Origin of the sequence: Scandinavium goeteborgense, assembly GCF_003935895.2 — a bacterium.
GTDB lineage: Bacteria > Pseudomonadota > Gammaproteobacteria > Enterobacterales > Enterobacteriaceae > Scandinavium > Scandinavium goeteborgense.
Genome location: NZ_CP054058.1, coordinates 3,298,075 through 3,323,078 on the forward strand (window position 1 = coordinate 3,298,075; position 25,004 = coordinate 3,323,078).

The following is a 25,004-nucleotide window of genomic DNA, read 5'->3' on the forward strand; positions in this document are numbered from 1 at the left end:
GTCATTATGACCGCTGAAAGATAGGAGATGTTATGCAGGAAATTATATTAGCCCTCAAACAGTGGGGCCTTGAGATAAACCACACCACATCGCTGATTATTGTTTTCGCCTTTATTATTCTGACCGCAATAATCCTCCACGTTATATTGCACCGCATCGTTCTGCGCACCTGTGAAAAACGCGCTCAGGCCAGCCAGCATTTTTGGCTGCAAATTATCACCCAGAATAAATTATTTCACCGGGTGGCGTTTACTCTGCAAGGGATCGTGGTTCAGGTTCAGGCCGCACTGTGGCTGCAAAAAGGCAGCGATGCGTCCAGCATTCTGATCAACTGCGCCCAGCTGTGGGTGATGCTGTACACACTGCTGGCCTTTTTCTCGCTGCTCGACGTGCTGCTGAATCTGTCGCAGAAATTCACCTTTTCCTCACAGCTGCCGCTAAAGGGCATTTTCCAGGGCGTCAAACTGGTCAGCGCCATTCTGGTTGGCATTCTGATCATTTCGCTGCTGCTGGGGCAGTCGCCGGCGATCCTGATCAGCGGTCTGGGTGCCATGGCTGCGGTATTAATGTTGGTGTTTAAAGACCCGATCCTCGGTCTGGTGGCAGGGATTCAGCTGTCTGCCAACGATATGCTGCGCTTGGGAGACTGGCTGGAAATGCCGAAATATGGCGCGGACGGCGCGGTAACCGACATCGGCCTGACCACCGTTAAAGTGCAGAACTGGGATAACACCATCACCACCATTCCGACCTGGTCGCTGGTGTCTGATTCGTTCAAAAACTGGAGCGGAATGTCCGCATCCGGCGGACGTCGTATTAAGCGCAGCATTAATCTCGACACCACCAGCATTCATTTCCTTGATGAGCAGGAACAGCAGCGCCTGATTCAGGCCAAACTGCTGAAACCGTATATGGACAGTCGTCACCAGGAGATTAGCCAGTGGAATGAACAGCAAGGCGGCGATGAGTCGATTCTCAACCGACGTAAAATGACCAACGTCGGCACCTTCCGCGTTTACCTGAATGAATATCTGCGTAATCACCCAAGAATACGTAAAGATATGACGTTAATGGTGCGCCAGTTAGCGCCTGACGCCAACGGTTTGCCCCTGGAAATATATGCGTTCACCAACACCGTGGTGTGGGCAGAATATGAAGGGATTCAGGCCGATATATTTGACCATATTTTTGCCGTGGTTGAAGAATTTGGTTTGCGCATTCATCAGGCCCCTACCGGCAATGATATTCGCGCATTGTCAGCGGCACGCGCCTGACAATAAAACGTCCGGCGGCGCTACGTTTGCACCGGCCTACACATTCATCGTAGGCCAGGCAAGCGCAGCGCCGCCGGGCAATAAACAATCAGGCAGGTTTTCTCAACGTTTTAAACGCCACAAACAGGAACACCACCCACACCGGCAGCAAAATGGCCGACTGTCGCATACTGTCCATCGTCAGCATCAAACAGAAGATCATCAGCAAAAACGCGATACAGATGTAATTGCTGGCCGGAGCCCACAGCGCACGGAATTTCGGCACGCGACCGAGACGACGCTGAGCGGCACGGAATTTCAGATGCGCCAGACAAATCATCACCCAGTTCAATAGCAACGTCGCCACCACCAGCGCCATCAGCAGGCCGAAAGCTTCGTGCGGCAGGATATAATTCACCAGTACCACCAACGACGTGATCGCCCCGGAAAGCAGCAGGGAATTGACCGGCACACCGCGACGGTTTACACGGGTGAGGAACTTCGGCGCGTTGCCCTGCACCGACAGGCCAAACAGCATCCGGCTATTGGAATAAACGCCGCTGTTGTAGACCGATAACGACGCCACCAAAATGACGAAGTTCAGCGCCGAGGCCACGATATTGCTGTCGAGATTGTGGAAAATCATCACAAACGGGCTGCTGTCGGAGGTGACATTCACCCACGGATACAACGCCAGAAGCACCACCAGCGAACCGATATAAAACAGCAGAATGCGGTACACCACCTGATTCACCGCTTTCGGGATGGTGGTTTCCGGGTCGCGCGCTTCGGCGGCGGTAATGCCAATCAGCTCAAGGCCGCCAAAGGAGAACATGATCACCGCCAGCGACAGCACCAGACCATGCCAGCCGGTAGCGAAGAAGCCGCCGTGTTGCCACAGGTTGTCGAAGCCCGCGTGTTCGCCGCCATGGCCGGTAAACAGCATCCACAGCCCGAAACCAATCATGCCAACAATGGCGAGCACTTTTATCAGCGCGAACCAGAACTCCGTTTCGCCGTACAGGCGCACATTTACCATGTTCACGGCGTTGATGATAATGAAGAATGCGGCGGCCCAGATCCACGTGGGAACGTCGGGGAACCAGTACTGCATGTAAATTCCGGCGGCGGTCAGTTCTGCCATGCCCACCAGCACGAACATCACCCAGTAGTTCCAGCCGGAGAGGAAGCCAGCGAACGGCCCCCAGTATTTATACGCAAAGTGGGCAAAGGAGCCGGAAACCGGTTCTTCGACGACCATTTCGCCGAGCTGGCGCATGATCAGGAAAGCGATGATCCCGGCGATAGCGTAGCCGAGGATGACGGCGGGGCCAGCCATTTGAATAGCGGGGCCGATGCCGAGAAACAGACCGGTGCCGATAGCACCGCCGAGAGCGATTAGCTGGATATGGCGGTTTTGCAGGCCGCGGTGAAGCGTCGGTTGAGTTTCCGACGCAGCATCCGTTGGCGATTGGTCGGATGCCGATGACGCTTTTTTCACGTCTTTCCCCTGTAGCGTTTTTTAGAAGGGGCACCTTTTAACACTTCGACAGACGTGTCGCAAGTTTCGTCCCGGCGAGTTGCCCCGCCGGAACGAGGGTCACACTTAGAAATCGTAGCTCATAGACACCTTCACCGTGCGCGGTTCGCCCTGGAAAATGTAGGTGCCGTAGCTCTCCACGCCAGACCAGTATTTCTCGTTGGTGACGTTATCCACGCCGACGCGCCAGACCATGTCGTTCTGGTCGGCGTTGACGCGCATGCGATAGCGCACGCCGAGATCGAGCGTGGTGTAGCTGTCGAGTTTCTTGGTGTTGGCCGCATCCGCGTACTGCGAACCGGTGTGGTTCACTCTCGCCGTCGCGGTCAGGCCATCGACCGGTTTGATGTCATATTCCGCACCGACCACCGCGTAGAAGCGCGACACGCCAATCGCATCATGCCCGTCGTTGGTGCCGCCTGCGGTTTTGGTCATCTCTGGATCAAGCCAGGTGGTGCTGCCGTTCAGACGCAGGCCGAGAACCGGTTCGCCAAAGACGTTCAGCTCCAGACCACGGTTACGCTGCTCGCCATCAAGGACGTATTTGTTGTCGCTGTTAAGCAGCGCCGATGGCTTTTTAATTTCGAACAGCGCCAGGGAGCCGCCCACGCGTGCGTAATCGATTTTCACGCCGACTTCGTTTTGCTTCGAATGCAGAATGCCCATGCTTTGGCCGTAGTTCGACGCGCCTTTCGGAGCGTTGTCGCCCGGTTGCAACGCTTCAGTGTGGTTGGCGTACAGCGAGACTTCTTTCCACGGCTTGTAGACGATGCCGTAGGTCGGCGTCCAGCGGCTTTCGGTGTAGCGCGATGTGGTGTCTTCCAGGCCGGTGGCGTTGCTGTAGTTACGCACCACCACTTTCTGGTGACGCGCGGCGGCGGTGAACAGCACCTGGTCGTCGAAGAAGCCGAGGGTGTCGCTCAGCAGCCAGCCCTGCGTCCGGCTGCGCGAAGTGGTCAGCGGGTCATAGTAGTTACCGCCGAAATACGCATTGTCCGGTTTCGCCACGTCGTGGTTGTCATAGATGTTGGTGGTCGGATTGTTGGCCGACATGCGCCAGGCGGTGGCGTCAGAGCGAATCTGCGCCGAGTAGCCGATGTTAACTTTATGAGAGATGGGGCCGGTATCGAAATTACCGCGCAGGCCGCCCATGCCGCTCCAGGCGTCGATAATGCGGTTGGTGTCGAGACGGCCGACGGTGGCATCGCCGCTTTCGTCAATCAGCTTCGGCGCGGAATAGGTCCCGGTTTCATGGGAGTGCTGGCCGCCGAACGCGGCGTAGGTGGTCCAGTTACTGGTCAGGTCGTACTCAGCTTTGGCCATGCCGAATTCGCTCTCGATATCGCTGTAGCCCCATTTCTGGCTGTAGTTTTCGCTGGTATCCGGCACATCAGGAATGAAATTGACGCCGCTGATATTGACGCCCATCTCGCCACCGTGGAAGGTTTTCTTCTGGTAGCCAAGGTCGAGTGAGGTACGCAGACGGTCGCCGCGATAGTCGAGTCCGACGGAGGCCAGAGTGGTGCGGCGTTTATCCGCATCGATGGCGGTCTCCCCTTCCCTGTCGACGAGGTTCACGCGCACGCCGAACTGGTTGTCATCGCCAAAGCGACGGCCCAGATCCAGCGTACCGCCGACCTGAGAATCCGAAGTGTAATCCACGCCCACGCTGGCGGTCGGGGTATCTTCCGCACGTTTCGGTTCGAGGTTGATCATCCCGCCGACGCCACTGCTGGCTGCGCCGTTCAGCAGGCCGTTCGCGCCTTTGAAGACTTCCACGCGCTCAAGCATCTGGGTATCCATCACCTGACGCGGCACCACGCCCGACAGGCCGCCCAGGGTCATGTCGTCACCGTCGAGCTGGAAGCCACGGATTTTATAGGTTTCGGCAAAGTTACCGTAGCCCTGCACCGCCTGCACGCTGGCATCGTTGCTGACCACATCGGCTATGGTTTTCGCTTGCTGATCTTTTACCAGTTTGGAGGTATAGCCGATCACGTTGAACGGCACGTCCATGGCGTTCTGTTCGCCGAGCATCCCCATGCGCCCGCCGTGGGCGATTTGCCCGTCGAGAAACGCCGGAACCAGATCGTCGCCGCCGGCTTTGAAATCACTTCCTTCGGTGGCCTGAACTACCATGGTTTCTTCGGATTTTTTGCTGGTGTCTGCCGCAAAGGCAGAGTGTGAAACCGCACTGATGGCAAGCGCCAGCAGCGTTTTACGAAACGCAGTTGTGTTGGTGTTTTGCATAATTTTTATTAACGAGGCTTAAGTGAAACAAAATGGCCCGTTGCCGGGCCGGTCTTTTTTATTTGTTCAGCGCAATGCGCACGACGCTGTCGGGCCCAGTGGTTGAATGATCTTTATTGAAGGCTTGCTTGACGGTGACGTACAGCGTCTGGCCATCGGCGGAGAGCAGCAGGCTGTTCGGGTTCGGCTTTAAATCCCAGCTCTTTTTCACCGCGTAGGTGGTGGCATCGAGGCTCAGCACTTTGCCGGACTCACGCTGCGAGACATAGATTTCATGGCGTTTCGGGTTGAACACCACGCCGAGGGAATCGCCGATATCCAGCATTTTGAGAACTTTACCGCTGTGAATATCCAGCACCAGCGTGGTTTTGGCTTCAGAGTTGTCGGTGACGAACAGGCGGCCGGTGGCGTTATCTTCGGCAATATTCAGCAGCAACGCCGGTTTATCGCCGAGGGGCTTCCAGCGCTGTTCGATGCGGTTGTTACGTGGGTTGATCACCAGAATTTCGCCGCCGCCGTTGGCCGCATAAATGCGCCCGGTATTCGCGGAATAATGCAGGCCGGTCATCCATTTACCAGTGTTCTTGATACGGGTTTTCAGCTTCAGCGTTTTAGCGTCAACCACCCAAATCACCGCCGGGTCTGCGACCGCACCGATGTACAGCGTGTCGTTGTGCAGCAGAACCTGACGCGCGCCGTACGGCAGGCCTTTTTCGTTACGCTCAGGGAACAGCAGACGCGCTTTTACCTTGCCGTCGGCGGTATTCAGCGCGCTGATGCCTCCGTCGAGGGAGTTGGTGACATAGACGGTTTGACCGTCGTCAGAAATGGCCATGCCGAAGTTTTTCAAATCGGTGTGGCTGGTGCCGACGGTTTTCAGGGTGTGCGGGTCGAGTTTGTACACCACTCCGCCCTGCACGTCTTTAAATCCTTCCGCGCTGGCAACATATAGCGCATCGCCTTTCGGGCTGAGCGCCATTTCGTACAGGCCGTCGGCCAGTTCACGTTGAGTCAGATTTTCAGCAGCGGCCGGTGCGGTGGCCTTCGGCGCAGTTTGCGGGGCGATAGTGCTCTGCGAAGCACACCCTGCCATCGCGAAAGCCAGCGCTATCGCGGTGAGTCGACGTATCATAAAAAGTTCCCTGCAAAAGATAAATAAAAACGAAAATGAGAACTATACGCATTATGTTTATTTGTTCAAGCATAAATATGCAGGGGTGTTTAGGGCAAAAGAAAAGGCCCCATGAAGGGGCCTTGAAGTGATTCAGATGTAAACGTAGGCCCGGCAAGCGCAGCGCCGCCGGGCAACGTTCATCAAAACTGATAGCTGTAGTTGACGTTTGCAAACCACAGGTACGGATGGTCGTAACTGCCGGAAACCACCGCTGGCGATTGCACGCGGGAAGACTGCATATGCAGGTATTCCACTGCGAAACCGATGTTGCTTGCCGGGGTAATCTGGTATTGCGCCCCGGTACCAAAGCGCCATTCGTCACCGGTTGGCAAGCTCAGAGACGTATCGCTCTGCGAATGATACGGCGTGCTGTCGAAGGCCACACCGGCGTTCAGACGCCACTGTTCGGTTGGACGATACTGCACGCCCAGTGCGGTATGCCAGGTATCTTTCAGACGGTTAGTGTTGTTGATCTTCTGGCCGTTAACCCGGATTTCCGGCGCGCCAAATTCACTCCAGTCCTGCCAGCCCAAATCGCCCATCACCGACCACTGTTTATCAATGTCGTGAACCAGGCTAAACATCAACTGCTGTGGGGCATTCACCTGCGCGGAAAGCGGCAGCGTGTAGTCACCCTGCGGCAGATGCGCGGTTTCGTCGATATTAAAATCGTAATCGGTTTTGCTGTTCCAGGTGATACCGGCCCGGGTCTGATCGGTCAGATTCATCAACAAACCAAGACGATAGCTCGCCGCCCAGTCGTGATCTTTCTGCTTATCGTCTTTACCGTTCACATCACGCGTCAGGTTGAACATGCCGTAGTTGGCATTGATGGATGCACCAATCGACACGCGGTCATTCAGCTTATAGGCAAGCGATGGACTCACGGTCATCGCTATCATATTGCTCTTTTTGATGACGCCCTGGCCTGCCCACTCGCCGAAATCGACACCCAGACCAAAGTTGCCGTAAATCCCGATCCCCGCGTACAGGTTATCGTTGATTTTTTGGCTATAGAAGCCGCTAGCACTCGGGGTGAGATCCATCACGTTACCCGGGCTTTGCATGTCGCTGTTATCGATCTGGTAATTAATATCGCCGCCAATGACCTGCACACCCCCGGTGAACATATGGTCCGGCAGATACGTCATCCCTGCCGGGTTGCTGGCGATGGTTGAAGCATCCTGCGCTAACGCGGCCTGGCCGGCGTTGGCGAGCCCGGCTGGACCGGTGGCGACTTCATAAAAATAGAGGGCGCTAGCGTGCGCGAGCGATGTGCAAAGCAATCCAGAGCACACAAGGGCGAGTTTTTTCATTTGCTACCTGCCAAAAAATAAGCGTTCTATACCCAGAGGTGGGTATGCATTGTTATCGGTAAAAAAAGCATAGTTACCCACGTCAAATTTGCCACTCACAAACTGACGGTTAACCCCTTCATTTAGAAGGGGCAAAAGAATAGCAAAGGGGTGCTTACTAATTCAGCAAAAGAACTGTTTATAATTAAATGCAGGAACTATTTCAGCATGCGATCAAGTTGCGTTTTGTCTGAGGCCTGGGCTTTTTCGGCCAGAGGCGGGAACTGAAGAGGCGTGTAGTAATCTGCCGGCGACGGCAGACGTTCCATACGGCGCCCTTTATAGATTTGCAGTTCACCGAGCGTAGAGAGGCTGATCCCGTCAATCACCGCAGGCATATGCAGCTGATACGGCGGCACACGTTCAAACGGGACAGCGGTCGGGAAGCGGTTTTCACTAAGTGAATAATTGCGCTTGAGCACCAGGAATTTGTCCGGCACCCGGCGCTTGCTGTTCCACCAGTCGCCATCCACCTGTCGGAACATTCGTTCGGTTTCCTCGCGCGTCACCACCCCAAGCCCAACTAGCGCCTGATGGATTTGCTCGTCCATCGCCTGGTTGTAGTCTTCAATTGAGCCGGCTTTGCCTTGCAGAATAACGTTGATGGCAAGCCGTGCGCCAAGCAGGTTGGAGTAGAGATCTTCCGGCGAAAACGCAGAAATCTCTTCGGAGAAACCGGGCACCGACTGGAAGCCGTACCATTGGGCAATCTCATGCCACTGCGCCAGTTCAAAGGCAATTTTCCCCGCCAGCCACGCCGCCAGGGTATAGCGCTGCGGCATCGACGCCGGAGGCGTAAACGCGTTGAGCTGAATACGGCGCAGGCCGAGCTCTTCGCTGTAGAAGAAACGCCATTGGCTGCCCAGCTTCGGGTAAATCCGCGAGAAAATATAGAAGGTGTTATCGGCGGTATCGCGCACGTGGGCGATGTCAATAAACCCACCGCGATGGGTATAAATCAGCCCGCTTTTCTCATCGTTCAGGCCGATCAAATCTTTTACCGCCGCCAGCGCACTGTCGTTGTAATGATGATGCCCGAGCGTGTCGATGGTCAGCACGTTACCAATCTGATACACCGGGATAGGCACGCCAATCGCGCGTACGTTAAGGTCATAGCCAAACGCACAGCACGGGCGCAGCGACTCCGGCGCGACCAGATGCCCGACTACCGGCGATACGCGCCGGGCCTGTTCTACCGGCAGCAGCGTGTCGCTTGCCATTACCGTACTCGTTACCAACAGCAAACTTAACAGCCAGCCCCGCATCAAAACGCCTCCGCAACCTGGAAATAGAAACCGGCACTTTCCCGGCCAAAGCCTAAATCAAGCCGGATATTCATCGCTGGCTTCACTTCAAAACGGTACCCCACGCCAACCGATGGCAGCAGCGGGTTATTGCCTAAATCTGACGGCGAACTGCCCAGCGCACCGACCCCGGCCCACAGCACGTAGCCGTGACGCCAGTTGAGTTTTTGTCGGTACTCGACCTGGCCGCTGACCACGTCGTTATCGCGATAGCGTCCCTGATAGTAGCCACGCAGACGGTTGTCATCGCCCGCTTCCGAGAGCCGGTCCCACGGCACATCGCCGTGAGTGAAACGGCCCCACAGGTCAAACGCCAGCACGCGTTTATCATCGATCGGATGATAATAATTGTATTGCATCTTGGTGGCGGTGAAGTGCGTGTCCGACCCTAACGCCGGGTCGAAATAGCTGTATTCCACGCTGATGTACTGCCCGTGATGCGGCTGGGTGATGGCGTCGCGTGAATCGTAGTTCACGCTGACGGTCGCGCCAGAGCTGAGCGGATTCGTCGAGTCGGTGTACTGCGAGAATTTGTCGTCAGGCTTGCGGTCGTCGACGTTGGCGTTCATCGACGAGAAATCCCAACCGACGCCGAGATAGAGATTATCCGCAATCTGGCGCATCAGCTGTGGATGCAACTGAATTGAGTGATCGTCGTATTCCTGCGAACTGCCTTGCGCTGCGTCGTAGCCTACGCCCCAAAATTTGGTCGGCACTTTGGCAATACTGCCATCAACAAACAGGCGCCAGCGGTCATCGGTAAAGAAGGTGTAGTTATGCAGCCCAAGGCCCAGCGCACCGCTGGTACTGACGAACCCGGTGAAAGAGAGGGACGAGTTCTGGGTCTTTTTGTCGTTGGGATCCATGCGATAAATCCCCGCCACCGCCATACCGAGTCCGAGCCTTAGCTCCGGGGTATAAAATGGCCCCGGCAGCACGCTCCAGTCGATGCCTTTGCTGGGGTCGTAGTGGTTATCGGCACCGAGCTTTCCCAGAAAATTATCAATCGACTGCTGACTGATTTCGGCCATGGCTGGCGTCGCCATTCCTGCGCTCACCAACCCCGCCAGCACTGCTAACCATTTGTTCATCAGAAGCGATATTCACCCGCGACAAAGAAGCTATTACGATCGTTAAAGCCAAATTCGGTCAGGACGTTGAAATTCTGCGTGATTTCGTACTGCGCGCCAATCAGCATATTCCACGGCGACGTCAGGTGCTGTTTCACGTCAAAGCGCCCGTTCTCTACCACGCTGTCGAGCGCTGATGGCAGATTCAGGTCAGAAAGGTTGCCCTTAAATTCCTGCTGAACGTCCTGATACATGCTGCCGACCCACAAACTGAGGTGCGACGGCCCGGAAATGCCCTGAAACTCAAAGCGATAGCCTACACGAGGCGACACAGTAAGCGCAGAGATTTTTCCGTCGAGAATATCGAAATTGGTCTGGGTGTAGTTGGTGTCGAGAATAGTGAACCAGTTGCCGTAACCGCCCGCCAGCGTCACACCGGCCCCGTAGGTGGTGCCTTCGAAGTTCAGTTTGAAGTCGAGATCCTGAAGCGCCCCGCTCTCATATCCAGCGTGCACCGCCTGGGAAATAACATGGTCCGGGTTCGGGTGGAAAATGGTGCCGGCATCGTAGCGCGACGGGTCCGAATCCACAGAGATATTCGACACCGACGAGCCTTTGGTATGGCCGAGAATGCCGTAGACGTTGAGGAACGGGAACACCCACATGTCCAGACGCAGGTTTTCGGTTTCGCTGCGCTCGCGGGTGTCGCCGACGCCAATATCGAACATGTCATTGGGGAGCATGTGCCCGCCAAGGCTGAGCCCAGTCAGTGAAATGCTGTCGACGTTGATATTCTGACGCATGTTCATGTAGCTGACGTTAACCCCGAACGGCAGCGGAATGGAGTACCCGCGCGCGCGCGCCTCGTCGCCCCAGATAGGGAACATGCTGTCGCTGGAGGACGAATCCTCAGTGCTGAGCGTACTGTCGCTGCTGCCGCTCGCATCCGTCGGAGGGGTAGTTGCGCCACAGGCTGCGCCGGAAATCAGCAGCAGCGGGACCAGAGTTTGACTCCATTTCATCATCTTATTCTCAATTGCGCCTCGCCCCGGTTACAGACCAGAGCCGACATTAAAATAGACCGCCTGCTCGCCATCACTAAAGGCGACATCGACCCCGGTATACAGCCCATATTTTCGGGCAATCAGATAGCGAAAGCCTGTTCCCCAGGCGACTTCACTGGTACTGAACACATCATTATTATCATTGGCGGCACTTCCCGCGCCGACAAATCCTTGCAGGATCCAGCGCGGCGTAACCTGCCATGCAAGCTGAGTTTGCGCGGTCGCCACGTAATCGCCCTGATAGCGATAGCGTGAAATCCCGCGCAGATTAATATCTGGTCGTGACATCGGCGGCAGATGCCGGTCGCTGTTGGTCAGCGCCTGATAGTTGCCTGCCAGCCCCAGGGTCACCGTTGGGCTTAATGGCAAAAAGTATTTACCGTCGAGCGTCAGCTGGTTGTAGCGGTAATCTCCCCCCAAAAACGAGGTATAAAAGCGGTACTCGGCGCTTAATGACAACCCCTTGTGAGGATAGAAAAAATTGTCCGTTGTGTCATATTCCGCCAGCAGCCCCAGCGCCGAAGAGGTGCTTTCTTTGCCAAAAAGACGCTGCCAGGCGTAATTGATCACCTTGTTGTTGTCCGCGGAAATTTCCGTGTGCGCGTAAAATTGCGTCACGCCGAGAAAGACCGGGGAATCCCCTACGCGAAACTGTAACTTTTGCAGGCCACCGTAGCCTTTTGTATTCGTGCTAATGGCCTGATTTTTACCGAATCCCAGCACATCGCCGCTGTAAATATCGAGATTAATGTTGGCATATCCCAACCCAACCAGATAGCGAATGTGGTCGTTATTCCAGGTGTGTCGATGACCGCCGCCGACAAACCAGCTGCCGTTTTCAGTGGCACCGCCGCCAAACGCCGACAGGTTTGGCGGAATAAAGCGATCGCCGTCCATCGAGCCTTTGCCGTGTAAAAACAGGCCAAACAGCCCGCCACCGTAGCCAATTGCCGGTTCGGTTATCAGCACCGGGATCGGCAGGAAGCCATATTTGTTATCGCGCAGGTAGTCGCTCATATCGAGCATCCCGTCCTGCGGGTCTAACATGCCCGCGGCCACGCTGTGGAGGCTGGTGAACAGCAGCCCCAGCGCGGCCAGTTTGCGCAGCATCATGCTTCCGGCCTGCCCGGCGGCGTCGCAGGCGCTGTGTACCAATTCTCTTTCGCCACCATCACGGCCTCTTCCGGTTGCAGCACGAAGTTCGGCGACATAATCTGCACGCCAAATTCGTTAAACACGTCCTGAATGTTGCTGTGCAGCGCGTTACGCGCCACCGCCAGCGAAGTGCCCGGTAAAAGTCGAACCTGAAGTTCGTAGGAAATATACCAGTCCATCAGACTCAACTGACGCACCAGCGGCGCCTCGGCAGGATCGACGATCCCGTCGGTGCGACGGGCCGCCAGCTCCAGCATCGCGTGCACCTGACGCCACGGCGTGTCATAGCCGATAGTGACGCCGGTGGTGAGATTCACACCGCCGCCCGGGTTCTGCGCGCTGAGGTTGATAATTTTGCCGCTGACTACCACCGCGTTGGGTACCGTCACAACGTAGTTTTCGCGGGTAATGATTTTGGTGGCCAACAACCCGATTTCGCTGACCTGACCTTCATTGTCTGCAATTCGGATAATGTCACCTCTGTGCAATGCGCGGGAGTAAATAAGCACCAGCCCGCTCATGGCATGGTTCATCACGCCCGCCGATCCGAGCGTCAGCATCAGGCCGAAGAAGACGCTGATCCCTTTGAACGCCAGCGAGTTTGCGCCAGGCAAGAAGGGGTATGCGGCAGAGAGAGCGAATAACCAGACCATGACCGAAATCAGTTTGCGCGTGGTGCCAACCGTTTCCGGATGTAAACCAGGGAGCTGCACTTTACCCGCCGCTACCTGGTTAAGTAAAACCTTCAATAATTTAATTATAAATGACGTAATCAGGAAGATAATCAAAACGATAAGCAAGCCAGGCAGCGCTGAAGCTATCGACAGCGTAATTTTTTGCAGCACCCGGTACGTCCAGTCGCCAAGCGATTCTCCCCAGACCCGCGTCCAGGGAAACAGGCCGAATGCCCAACCGAGCCACAGGTACACCGCCACCAGCGACACCAGGATCATCAGCAGCCCGTACAGCTTAGATTCAATCGCCCCTAAAAAGCGCCGCCAGCTAATGGGAATAATACCGCGTTTTTCCAGCAACATCATCAGGTTATAGCGCCTAACCCAGCGCCAGGTGCGGTACGCGCCATAGCACAACAAGGCCACCGCCAATGCGCCCGCCAGGGTTTTCAGCACCGCCAGCACCAGATACCCGGCGTTATACTGATCGCTTAGCGCCGTACGTTGACGCTCCATGCGCGCCAAAACCCGCTGGGCGGCCTGATCGAGGGTTAAATCATCCCCTTCGTCGAGATCGGCCTGGCTCAGTAACATGATCGGTTTGCCGTTCATCAGGAACAGGCGCGCGGGCTGGTTATAGCGGGTGATCGGTTCGACGGTCAGCGGTTTGCTGACGTCATCATGGGTGAAAGCGCGCAGGGTATTGCGAATACGCAGCACGCGCTCTTCCGGCGTGCTGAGACCAAACTTTGCCTGAAGCATGACAATCGGCTGGTGAAAAATATAGACCGTTCTGGCCCGTTCCTGATCCGTCGGCTGCTGCCGGGGTTCAGCGGCGAATAACGGAAAAGCAAGCAACAGCGAAAGCCACGCCAGTAAAACATGCCGCATCCTGTTCATAATCAACACCCGCAGAAGTAAAAATTATCGTTATTATTCAGAGCACAAAAGCAAAAGGCTGGCCTGCTCTGATTTGAGCATAGACCAGCCTTAGGCTAATTCAAGACGCCTTAGAAGCGGATTTTCATCCCCACCGAGGCGGACAGATTGGCATCCACGCTCGATTTATCGCCGTTGTCCCAGGTACGCCCAACTTCCGTATATGCCTGAACGTCATTGGTGACGGTCCAGGTTGCACCGACGGCGGCTTCCGTGGCGCTGTACTGCTGGCTGGCGCTCAGGGTCGTTTTGCCGTTGCTGTTTGCGCCGTTGCGGTAGGTCACCGAATCATCGCCGCCCGACAGTTCCTGCCAGTAGTTCACCCGCACGTACGGTTTCACTTTGCCGATTTTGGTGTCGTAATCCGCGGTCAGACGTGCACCGAGACGCCCTATCACTGCGCTGTCGGCGTCGATACCCACATGGGTATTGGCCCCGTCGTTCAGCGTCACATCGTCAAAGTTGCTCCACTGCCAGACCAGCTGCGCCTGCGGCTCGAAGGCCCAGTTGCTGCTGCCAATCTGCCACGGTTTGCCCACTTCGACCGACGCGGTGACGGTGTTGCCGTCCGGATGGTAAGTCTGGCTGTCGCTCAGGTTTTTCAGATCGACCGAATGGTAACCATACTGCAACACATTATCAACATAGAAACCGTTGGTATCGGTCCAGGTGGCGTAGCCGCCGACGTAAGTGGAGAGCGTTGAGTTGTACGCCGAACCGCCGCCCATGCCGGTGTTACCGCTGACCGAGCTGTCGGTATCCATAATGGTGGTGTAAACCCCGGTGCGCCATTTGTCGTTCTGCCACAGGTCGACGCCCATCTGCATCCCGTCGTACTGCGAATGACTTTGGCTGCTGGTCGCATCGTCCAGATGCTGATCGACGGTTTTGGTCAGATAACGCGCCCAGAAGCGGCTTTCGCCGTCTGCCGGCGCATCGGCGCGCCACGGCTGTTCGTCACCCACGCGCTGATGCAGGGTGCCAAGCACGTACAAATCGGCCTGGCGAACAATCGATGCCACGCTGTTAAAGCCCGGCACCACCGGGTTGTAGCCCGCACGCAGGAACCAGTCTTCCCCGGCCCCGCTCGCATTCCCGGCGAACAATTGGTACTGCCACGCCCCGGCAACCAGTCGGCTGCTACCGATGTTAAAGGCGTCTTTGGTGGTTTGTGCGGTGGTGGTGGCGCCGTTCAGAGCCTGAACCACCATGATGCCGTCGCCGGTGGTCGGTTCGCCAAGCTGGCTGACGTCGATGTCGAGGCGCGTGGACCCGGTTGCCGTTCCACCGTTGATCACCAGCTTATCGGCCACGCCCGGGCTGTGCTGCTGGGCGGCAATCTTCAGGGTGCCGTCCATCCCGACGTAATCGCCGTTGACGGTCAGCGTCGAGCCGACGTTGCCGCCGCGCAGATTCACCGTGCCCTGGTTGACCAGGTTCGCCACAGTCTGACTGCGCCCACCGGTATCCAGGGTCGCATTCTCACTGACGATATGGCTCGATTTGGTGCTCAGCCGCCCGATGCCGCCCGCCAGCAATGTGCCTTTTTCCACCAGCGTATAGCCGGTCCAGTTATTCAGCCCGTTCAGCACCGTAGTGCCGCTGCCTGCCTGAATAAAGTTCCCGGTACCGGTAATGACGCCGTTAAGTTCGGCGGTGTTATTGCGGTTCACCACCAGCGTACCGAGGTTGAGAATATTGCCGGTGGCGCTGCCGGTGCTGCCGCCGTTGCCGAGCTGCAACGTCCCCTTGCGGATGGTCGTCAGGCCGGTGTAGCTGCTGTCCTGGGTCAGGGTCAGGGTGCCGTCACCCGCTTTGGTTAAGCCGCCGCTACCGCTGATGCCCGACAGCAGAGAAACGTCATTGCTGTTGGTGTCGATGGTGCCGCCGTCGCCGCTGAGCGTCCACGCACGTTGGGTGTCGAACGCCTCGCCGTAGCGGAAGGTCCCGCCGTTCAGGGTAATACCGGTGTCCGCCGCGCCAAGATTCTGGTCGCCGCTGACCTGCAACACGCCGCCGCTGACGGTGGTGCCGCCGCGATAGCTGTTGTCGCCGTTCAGCACCAGGGTACCGATATCCGTTTTGTTGATGCCGCCGCTGCCGGTGATTTGCGAATTAATGGTGGCGGTGTAGAGCTTGCCAAGTGCGGTGCCGTCGCCGACGCGGATCACCGTATCGGCGGTGTTGGTGGTGATCACCCCGTCGTTAATCACGTAGCCGTTGGTGGTGAACTGCGCGCCGCTGATCAGCACCTCACCGAGGCTGTTATCAACGGTGACATCGCCTTTTCTCCCGCTGAATATCGCAAACGCGCCATCACTGAACGGCGCATTGATGGTGCCGTCTGGATCGGTCTGATCGGTGGACCAGTTGTCGTTGCCGCCGCTGTTCTGCCAGACGCCGTCGCCGCCGTCGATTTTGCCGTTGTTTTTCAGAATGCCGCTTACGCCGCCAGTGCCGTCCCAGAAGTTCAGCAGCAGGCCGCTGGTGTTGACCAGGTTGATCTGATTCGCCACCGAGGTCTGAACGTACAGCTGTTGAGCCGCGTCCGGCACGTTGCCGAGCAGTAAGCTGTTATTGATCAGATTGCCGCTGTAGTTGATGACGCGGTACACGCCGACGTCAAATTTCCCGCCCGGCGTCTGGGTGATGTTCAGCCTGCCGTCGAGGGTCAGATCGCCGTTTACCACCAGCAGATCGTTCAGCGGATCGTTGGCGTCCGGCACGTTAGATTTACCGAACTGGAAATCGATCTGCGAGTTGTTGGCGAGCGTCAGGTTGTTCATGGTCAGCACGCCGACGCTGTTCAGGTCTTTGCCCGGCGTCAGGTGGCCGTTATCCGCCACGTTGACGTTGGCCCCCAAGGTCCCTTCCCCGCCCAGCGTCGCATTGCTGGCCACGCTGGTCGCCCCGGTGGCCGCGCTCTGGTCGCCGTTAATCAACAGCACGCCTTTCATCACCGACGTCGCGCCGGTGAAGGTGTTGTCGGCGGTCAGCGTCAGAATGCCGGTGCCCACTTTTTCCAGCCCGCCGCCAACGCCCGAAATCAGGCCGCTGAGGGTGTCGTTGAGGTTGAGATTTCCTTCGCTGAGGGTTTTATTCCCCAGCGTCACAGAGCCTGCCCCGGAGAGAGAACCCACGGAGGTTTTCCCTGCGGAATCCGCGAGGTTTACGCGGGCCCCGCTCTGGTTGGCAATCCGCGCATTCGCCGCCTGCGCCCCGCCCGCAAAGGCCACCAGGCCGCTGTTGGTGGTAACGCTGGTGCCGCCGTCGGCGCTGCCGGAAATCACCATTTGTGAATCGGCATCGACGTTAATTTTCGCGCTGCCCGCATTACTGCTGCCGGTGAATCGGGCGGTGCCGTCGGTCAGGCCAATGATGCTCTGGCCCGCGCTGGCGCTGTCATTGAAGCTCAGTGTCGCCCCATCCACATCAAAGGTATGCGTCTGCGCGTTGGCGCTGCTGCGGAAGTTTACCCGCGCATCGTCATTGAGCGTCACCGTGCTGTTCTGTTTGCCGAATGCACCCGAGGCATTGACGTTCACATCCAGCGTCCCGGTGCCGTTTTTGCCGTTGACGAGGGTATCGCCGAGATAGGTATTGGCGGTGTTGAGGACCAACTGGCCCGCACCGGTTCCGGCAGAGGTATCTTCAATGGTCAGCTTGCCTTCACCGCCGATGACGCCGTTTGAGGTAAAGATTTTGCCGAACGCATCCAGCGTGCCGCCGCCGGTTTTATCGAGGAAGATTTTACGGTTGGTGGTGAGATTCTCCCCGGAACGCAGGGTCGCGTCATTTTTCAGGGTGACGGACGTCCCGGCGTTACCCAGACTGCTGTCTTTCGACACCTGTAACGTGCCGTTCCACACTTCCACCCCGCCATTAATGCGGTTGTCGCCGTTGAGCACCAGCGTGCCCGGATCGGTTTTCAGCAGACGGGTGACGTTCAGATTGCCGCTGCTGTCGCGGTCGCCGCTTAACGCCGCAGTCGCACCCAGCGGGTCCGTATCCTGCACCAGATTGGCGTTGATGGTGGTGACCACATCTTCACCCGCCCCGCCGTCACCGACGCGGATCAGGAAGTAGCGATTGGCCGCCGTTTCCCCTTGCGCGGTGTAGTTGTTCGCCGGATTCAGGCCGGTAGCCGCATTGGTCGCCACAAATTGCAGCTCGCTGCCGTTAACCGGGTTCAGGGTGTAGCCATTGGAGCTGAACTGCATCCCAGATGTGACCACCTGCGTTAGCGTGCCGCCGATCACCTCAGGCGTGATATTCACCGTGCTGCCCGCGCCCTGGAATACCGCAAAGGCGTGCTGCGCCCACGGGGCGTTGCCCACCCCGCTGCTTTGGGTCCATTTGTTAGCAACCCCGGTCAACTGCGGCGACCAGCTACCGACACCGCCATCGACTCTGCCGTTGCCGTCGATACCGTCGTTACCGTGGTTAGTCGTCGCATCACCGTCCCAGAACTGCAACGCGGTGGTCGGATCAAGGAAGTTGAGCACCAGGTTGACCTGCTGCGGCACGTTAGTCTGCACTTCATACTTCGAGTCGGTTGGCGGCAGGGCGACAATATCCAGCCCTCTATCGTCCAGTGCTCCGCCGAAGTTATACAGGCGATACACGCCCGGCAGGAAAGTCCCGCCGTCGGCTAATTTCACATCAAGATCGCCGTCGAGCTGCAAATCGTTGCCGACGTTCACCAGATCGTTATAGGTGCCACCCGGCACGTACGCCTCGCCCAGCTGGAACTCGCTGGTGGTATCATCCGCCAGCGCCAGGCTGCCGCCGATGGTGAATTTTCCGGTGCCCATGTCGCCCGGGGTCAGTTTGGCACCGCCGGTGTTAAAGGTGACATCCCCGCCCAACTTACCCACGCCACCTAATGTCGAATTGCTAAACACCGTCGTGGTGCCGGTACCGGTTTGCACGCCGTTGACCAGTAAGGTGCCTTTTTCCACACCGGTGCTCCCGGCGTAACTGTTGGCCCCGCCGAGACGCGTGACCCCAAGGCCCGTCTGGCGGAAGTTACCCGCACCGGAAATCACCCCGTTGAGTGCCACGTTATCAGAATGGTTAACAATCAGATTGCCGTCGTCGGTGATATTGGTTTGGGTTGAGAGCAACCCGGTGGTGCCGCCATTACCCAGTGCCAGCGATGAACCGACACCGATAGTGGTTTTGCCGGTATAGGTGTTGTTACCCAGCAGCACGGTGCTGCCGCTGCCGACGCGCTCCATGCCGCCGGAGCCGGAAATCACTCCGCTGTAGGTCTGGTCCGTTCCGTCAAACGAGACGAGGCTGGTCGCGCCCGTCGTCGCAATATTGTAGTTGTGGACTGTCGCCTGACCTGGCGTGCCGAGGCTGTCGCCGCTGCGCAGCTTCGCACCGTTATTGACGTTTATGACCGGCGTGCCGGAGAGGGTCAAATCGTTCACCACCCGCATGTCGGTGGTCGCCCCGTTCAGCGTCAGCGTGCTCCAGCCGGTACCGATATTCGTCCCGGAGGCCAGATTGTCCGCCGCCAGGCTGCCAATCAACGCCGAAGCGCCCGCTTTGTTGGTGCCGTTGAAGGTCAGCGTGCTGCCGGTCCCGCCCTGGCTAAGAAGATGGGTGGTGTTGTTGAGATTGACGTTGCCAACCGTGGCGGCATCGCGCCCGTCGTTGCCGGTGAAGGTCACGCCGCCGTTGAAATTACCGGTGTTCCAGGTGAAGCGGTCGCTGCCGCTGCCCAGCGTTAACTCCCCGCGCGTGGTCCCGCCGCTGAGGGTCAGGCTGTCATTGCCGCTGCCGGTCAGCACCGCCTGCGCCGTCGATGACGCCGCGCTGAGCGTCCCGCTATTGGTGATGGTGTTATTGGCGCTGCCGGTAGCATCAATGAGCTTCGCCGCCTGGCTGCTACTGGTAACTGTGCCGGTATTGCTAATGGTGCGGTTCGCCGCGCTGCCGTTGAGCACAATCAGCGAACTGCTGTTGCTGGTGCTGCTGGAATTGATGGTTCCGCTGTTGCTGAACGCTTTGGTGTTGGCCGCCAGAATAGTGCTGCCGGTGTTGCTGGAGGTCTGGATATTACCCCGGTTGGTCAGGCTGCTGGCGTTGGTGGCGTCAATCGCCGCCCCCGCGTTTGCGCCCATGGTGATGCTGGTCCCGGAATTTACCGTCCCGCTGGTTTTCGCCAGCACGCCAACGCTATTCGCGCCATTGCCGTTGATGGTGTAGCCAGTGCCGATATTCAGGTTGCCGGTGGTCGCAGAGCCGTCAGACTTCATAAACGCGAATCCGCTGCCGCTCCCGCTGACATTCAGGATGTTGCCGCTACCTTCAGCACTGAAGGTCACCGCAGTACGAATCGCCGGACCGTTGGCGGCATTGATGGTCACGTTGTTGAGCTTAACGTTACTGGAACTGGCGTTGTTGTTGATCCCCGCCCCGCTGCCGGTCAGGTCGATGGTGGTATTGCTGGCGGTAAACGACGACGCGCCGGAGCTGTCGATCAACACCCCATCCGCATCACCGCCCGCCGTAATGTGGTTGCCGGTGCCGTTAACAGTCAACGACGCGCCGTTCCCGGTCAACTGAACCGCCGCTTTGCCGCCGGTGGCGTTGACGGTGCCGAGTTTGTTAACAATCGCCCCGCTGCCCTGCACCCGCAGGCCGACGTTGGCGCTGCCGGTCGCGCCGGACACGGTGATGGTGCCGTTGTTGGTCAACTGACCGGCGTTTTGGATATCGACCCCAATGTTGTTACTGCCCGCCACGCTGACGGTGGTATCCGCGGCAGCAATCGTCGCCAGGCCGTTATCATGCAGCAAGATGCCGGTACTGTTATTGCCCTGAAGATTAATGTTGGCCCCGGAATTGAGCGTCAGATTACCGAGATTCGACACGTTATAGCCGGTGATCCCGTTTTGTCCGGCGGCAGAGCCAATCACCGCATCAGAGGAAACCCGTGTTGCCACTGGCGTATCGCCAATGTCGCCATTAATGTTGTAATCACGCCCATCAATCACCACCGCCGTGGTGTTATTCCCGGTCAGCTGAATCGCCCCGTCGCTGATAGTGCCCTGCGCCCCGCCGGTGACTCGCACGCCGACGGCGTTTTGACCACTGACCACAATGCTGGCGTTACCGGTGGTTATCTGCGTCGCCACATCATTACTGGCATTGGTATCGTTCAGATCATCAAAACCGTTGGCAAACACCCCCGTCGAGCGCGTCCCGCTGACGTTCAGGTTGTAGTTGCCCCCGACGGTCGAGCCGGTAAATTCGGCCCCGTTATCAACAGCAAACAGGATAGACCCGGTCTGAGCGCTGTCGGTGATGGTTGGATTGCTGATGTTAATCGTCGCGCCCTGACCCCAGGCGTAATAGCCAATCTGGTTGGTATTCTCAAAGGTCAGGCTGGAATTATTGCCCAGGTCGATCGTCGCATTGCCGCGCGCATGCACGCCAATGGCCCCCGCGGACAGCAGGCGAATGCTCGATTGCAGATCAACCGTCGCGGCATGGGTATTCAGCCCTTCGGCGTAAACCGCATAGTTTCGATAGGTGAACGGATTGCCATCGTTGCCACCGGTGCCGCCCGCACTGCCGACGGTAATGCTGCCAGCGCTGGTCGACGTCAGGCTGGCATCGGCACTCGCCGCCAGCACGTTGAGGGCGATGTTGTTATCCCCCTGCACCTGAATGCTGCCGTTGTTGGTCGCCGCACCGACGTTGTCCTGCACAAACATGCCGTAGTTCGCCGCCGCAGACCCGGCGGTGAGTTTGCCCTGCACCACGATGGACCCGTTGTTGGTGACCGTCCCCTGGTTGCCGCTGGCCATCATCCCGGCCGCGTTGCGCGTGCCGCTCAGCAAGGTGATGGTCCCGTCGGTACTGTTGACCACTCCGTTGGCGCTGGTGGTGTAGATACCCGCGGTTAAATCCCCGCTGCCCACCAGATTCACCGCCGTCGGTGTTCCGGCGGCGGTCAGCGGCGTGCCACCGACCCAGATATTACCGTGGTTAAGGAAGCTGGCATTCCCGGACAGGTCGACCCCATACGCGCCGCCGTGGCCGTCAACGTTATGACTGTTGCCGGTGATGACAATCGACTTGCCCGCATTGTTTTCCACTTCGGTCGTGCCGCTGGCCTTTATGCCTGTGGCATTGTGGGTGGATGAATCGGTAATGCCGACGTTGATGAAACCGTTGTTGGCAACCGCACTGGCGCCGCTGGCCGATATCGCCGTCGCTCCGGCGTTATTGACGTTTTGATTGGTGCCATTTTTTTCAAGGAACAGCCCGGCGTTAATCACCCCGTTATTGATGGCGGCAGAGTTGGTGGTCTTCATGCCGACGGATTCAGGGCTGCTGCCGCTACTGCGCCAGGTGTTGATCGCCCCGTTGTTGGTTATCTGCGCGTCGGCATTGGCTTCCATCACCGCCGTTGCGCCATCGACGGCCAGGCTGCCGGCGGAGGTCACGGTGCCGGTGGCATTCACGCCGTCGGCGTAGATTATCCGCAGATTGCCGGTGCCCAACGTCGCGTTGTTGCTGTGCACGCCCCGGTCTTCCCAGGCGTGATAGGTCATGTTGATGGCGGTGCTTTCCGCCTGGGCCAGCAGGCCCTGAATAATGGCATCGTAGGTCCGCTGGGCTTCCACCGTTGAGTCGATGGTGCCGCCATTCACCGTCGCCCCGGCATTCAGCCAGTACTGGATTTGCGGCTTGCCGTTGTAATCGCCCTGCCCGGTCAGATAATCGTTAACGTCCGCAATATCCTGCGCGGTATTGATGGTGAAGCTTTTTTGCCCGGCCTGCACCGTCTTGCCTAACACCTCAACGTAGTTCGGCAGCGTCAGGGTGTAACTGTATTTGGTGCTTTGCGCGCTGGCGTTCTGGATGTCGCTGGAAATCACCGCCGCCGGACGGAAATGAATGTAGTTGTCCGACTGCCAGTTAACCGCGCTGGTTGGCCCGGCTAACACGCCGGTGGTTGTGGCCTGTGCCAGGGTGGAATTTTTCGCCAGCAGGTCGAGGGTGTTCGCCGCCGCCGCAATCGGCGTGGTGCCCGCGGTGTCGGCACCAATGTTGACGTTGGCCGTGCCGCCGGTATTACTGACGCTGACGATACCAAACTGATTCATGATCCGCGCAGAATTGGCGCTGTAGACCGGCAACGTCATCCCGGCTACGGCAGTGTCCTGGGCGGGTATGAACGTGGTGGAATCATAAGTGCTGATGACCTGGAAGCTGCCGTCGAGCCCCGGAACTTCAACGTTCAGTTCCTCATCCTGCTGCGGCCGTGCCGGTGACGGAGAGTAGCTATACTGATTGATGTTGTTTCGGGTGACTGGCACCGGCGTCTGCGGCGTGCCCTGCACGTTGTCGCTGTTGGCGACGATCAGAATGATGCGTCCGCCGTCAGCCCCCGCCGAGTTAGGCAGCGCATCGAGAACCGTCACCGAGCGGCCGGTGATCCCGTTGCCGGAAGGGGTCGGCATCGAAGGCATCGGGCCCAGCACGTTCAGCGTGGTGCCTGCGGCATAGTTAGTGCTCCCGGCGCCCCCACCAATCGTAAAGGCGGTTCCGGTGGTCAGCACCTGGTCAAAGTTATAGCCGGGCGTGGTGGGGAATGCGTATGACGGGTAGGCGGTGGCCCATTGTACATCATCGGCATGGGCGAAACCTGACACGCTACCAGCTAATAATATCCCATTAAGCAATAGCTTACGCTGTGCGGAGCGAGGGGACTTTCCCTTTTTCCCGGTAGTAAATTCTGCAGCAGGCACGAACGCACCGGCAACATGGCTCCAGACCAAACGGTAAATTCTGTTCATACGCATTCCATGAAAAATCAAGCAGTTAAATAAAATAAGTGCAGGGACAAGCAAAAAAGGCAGGACGATTACTTTTTGTAAAAGTAGTACACGCTGTTTGAATCGGCCTTCCTAAATGTGAAAAAATGAAGCAATTTGTTTCATCATAGTTAATTAGCGAAGCGCAAACTCACCGCAGAGTCTGCTGCCGTTACGTTGTGTATTAAGCGGGTTTTTACGCAGTCGATTTGAGCAGGTGGAAGGGATCCACTATTATCAAAAGTCATTAAAACTGGAGTCATTTCATGGATATCAAGCACAGCACCGGAGAAGTGGCGATCGCCAGCGTGAAGGGTTACCTCTGGTTTTTGTGCCTGAACATTATTTTTGCGGCCTGGCTATTGGTACGCATTCTGAGCGGCGATTCGGTGACGTTTGATACCCAGCATTACATGCTGCCGCTGTGGAGTATTATCGGCTTTTCGTTGATCAATTTATTTTCCACCCTCACCTTACGTGACGGCATCAATGAAGGGCTGTATCAAAAATGTCTGCCGTTTATCGTGCTGATATTTAGCGTTTTATGGTCCATCATCTTTTTTAATATGCTGACTGATTTTAAACAGCCAACCATCACGATGGTGATATTGGTGATCATTCTGCTGCCCGCCACCATTACTTTTTATATCTCCGGTTTACTGCTGACCCTCTTTTGCATACCCATTATTATTTCAATGGTTTACGGCGAAGTCGTGTCACCGATGGAATTCCCCCTGCTTCTTTGGGTTGGCACACTCATTATTCTGGCCGTGGTCCTTTCTGCGCGTTATATCCTGCTGGAATCCTATTTGCGCACCCAGCGCAGCGAATACGAACGAAACGTACTGATTAAAAAACTGCTCAGGCTCGCAAACTACGACACCCTGACCGGGCTTTTTAACCGTCACAGCCTGACGGAATCTTTTGCCCGCAGCACCCGCCAACTGGAGCACAGCAAAAAATCGCTGTTTCTCATCGTGCTGGATATCGATTTTTTCAAACAGTACAACGACATGTACGGCCACGTTGAGGGCGATAAATGCCTGATTCAGGTCTCGCGCTGCATTGAACAATCCCTGCGAAAAGCCAGCGACGCGGCGTTCCGCTTCGGCGGCGAGGAGTTCGTGGTGCTGGCGGTGTGCGACCGATTACCGAATGCGTTAGATATCGCCAAACGTATTCAGCACGCGCTGGCCGACGCGCGCATTCCGCATAAAGGGTCGAGCGTCGCACCGCGCGTGACGATAAGCCAGGGCATCGCCCAATGGCATCAGGGGATGCCGCTGGAGGGGCTGTTGGAAATTGCCGACAAGCAGCTTTATCAGGCCAAACGTGACGGACGAAACCGCATCAGTTGGGAGCGTTAGAAACCGGGAATTGCACG

General features: G+C 57.3%; 12 protein-coding genes. 2 read left to right on the plus strand and 10 right to left on the minus strand.

Annotated elements, in window-relative coordinates; genetic code table 11:
- Window positions 1-32: 32 nt before the first annotated feature.
- Window positions 33-1,274, plus strand: a complete 1,242-nt coding sequence (locus tag A8O29_RS16735) for a mechanosensitive ion channel family protein (protein ID WP_125353006.1) — start codon at window positions 33-35, stop codon at window positions 1,272-1,274.
- Between the two features lie 88 nt (window positions 1,275-1,362).
- On the opposite strand, the gene pheP is transcribed toward A8O29_RS16735, so the two are convergent.
- The 10 genes from pheP to A8O29_RS16785 form a co-directional block, all read right to left on the minus strand.
- A complete protein-coding gene (gene pheP, locus A8O29_RS16740) occupies window positions 1,363-2,754 on the minus strand; it encodes a phenylalanine transporter (protein WP_125353004.1) in 1,392 nt (463 codons plus the stop codon).
- A 105-nt stretch (window positions 2,755-2,859) separates the two neighbouring features.
- Complete coding sequence (locus tag A8O29_RS16745; protein WP_125353003.1) at window positions 2,860-5,043, minus strand: TonB-dependent receptor; 2,184 nt, start codon at window positions 5,041-5,043, stop codon at window positions 2,860-2,862.
- A 58-nt stretch (window positions 5,044-5,101) separates the two neighbouring features.
- Window positions 5,102-6,175, minus strand: coding sequence for a YncE family protein (locus A8O29_RS16750; protein WP_125353001.1), 1,074 nt, complete (start codon window positions 6,173-6,175; stop codon window positions 5,102-5,104).
- Between the two features lie 182 nt (window positions 6,176-6,357).
- Window positions 6,358-7,533 (minus strand): OmpP1/FadL family transporter, encoded by a 1,176-nt coding sequence (locus A8O29_RS16755; protein WP_125352999.1) that lies wholly within the window; start codon window positions 7,531-7,533, stop codon window positions 6,358-6,360.
- Window positions 7,534-7,730: 197 nt separating this feature from the next.
- Window positions 7,731-8,837 (minus strand): DUF4056 domain-containing protein, encoded by a 1,107-nt coding sequence (locus tag A8O29_RS16760; protein ID WP_125352997.1) that lies wholly within the window; start codon window positions 8,835-8,837, stop codon window positions 7,731-7,733.
- Window positions 8,837-9,967: a BamA/TamA family outer membrane protein gene (locus A8O29_RS16765; RefSeq protein ID WP_125352995.1), complete on the minus strand. Its 1,131-nt coding sequence runs from the start codon at window positions 9,965-9,967 to the stop codon at window positions 8,837-8,839. Before A8O29_RS16765 ends, A8O29_RS16760 begins: the two co-directional genes overlap by 1 nt.
- Complete coding sequence (locus A8O29_RS16770) at window positions 9,967-10,968, minus strand: hypothetical protein (RefSeq protein ID WP_125353046.1); 1,002 nt, start codon at window positions 10,966-10,968, stop codon at window positions 9,967-9,969. The genes A8O29_RS16765 and A8O29_RS16770 overlap by 1 nt, the downstream gene beginning before the upstream one ends.
- Before the next feature lie 30 nt (window positions 10,969-10,998).
- On the minus strand, window positions 10,999-12,123 hold the full coding sequence (locus A8O29_RS16775) for a BamA/TamA family outer membrane protein (RefSeq protein ID WP_420853909.1): 1,125 nt from the start codon (window positions 12,121-12,123) through the stop codon (window positions 10,999-11,001).
- Entirely contained in the window at window positions 12,120-13,730 is a 1,611-nt protein-coding gene (locus A8O29_RS16780; protein ID WP_125353042.1) for a mechanosensitive ion channel family protein, read from the minus strand. The genes A8O29_RS16775 and A8O29_RS16780 overlap by 4 nt, the downstream gene beginning before the upstream one ends.
- 119 nt (window positions 13,731-13,849) lie before the next feature.
- Window positions 13,850-23,602: an autotransporter-associated beta strand repeat-containing protein gene (locus A8O29_RS16785; protein ID WP_125352993.1), complete on the minus strand. Its 9,753-nt coding sequence runs from the start codon at window positions 23,600-23,602 to the stop codon at window positions 13,850-13,852.
- Window positions 23,603-23,886: 284 nt separating this feature from the next.
- Between A8O29_RS16785 and A8O29_RS16790 the strand changes: the two genes are divergently transcribed.
- Entirely contained in the window at window positions 23,887-24,987 is a 1,101-nt protein-coding gene (locus tag A8O29_RS16790) for a GGDEF domain-containing protein (RefSeq protein WP_125352991.1), read from the plus strand.
- The last annotated feature ends 17 nt before the right edge of the window (window positions 24,988-25,004 follow it).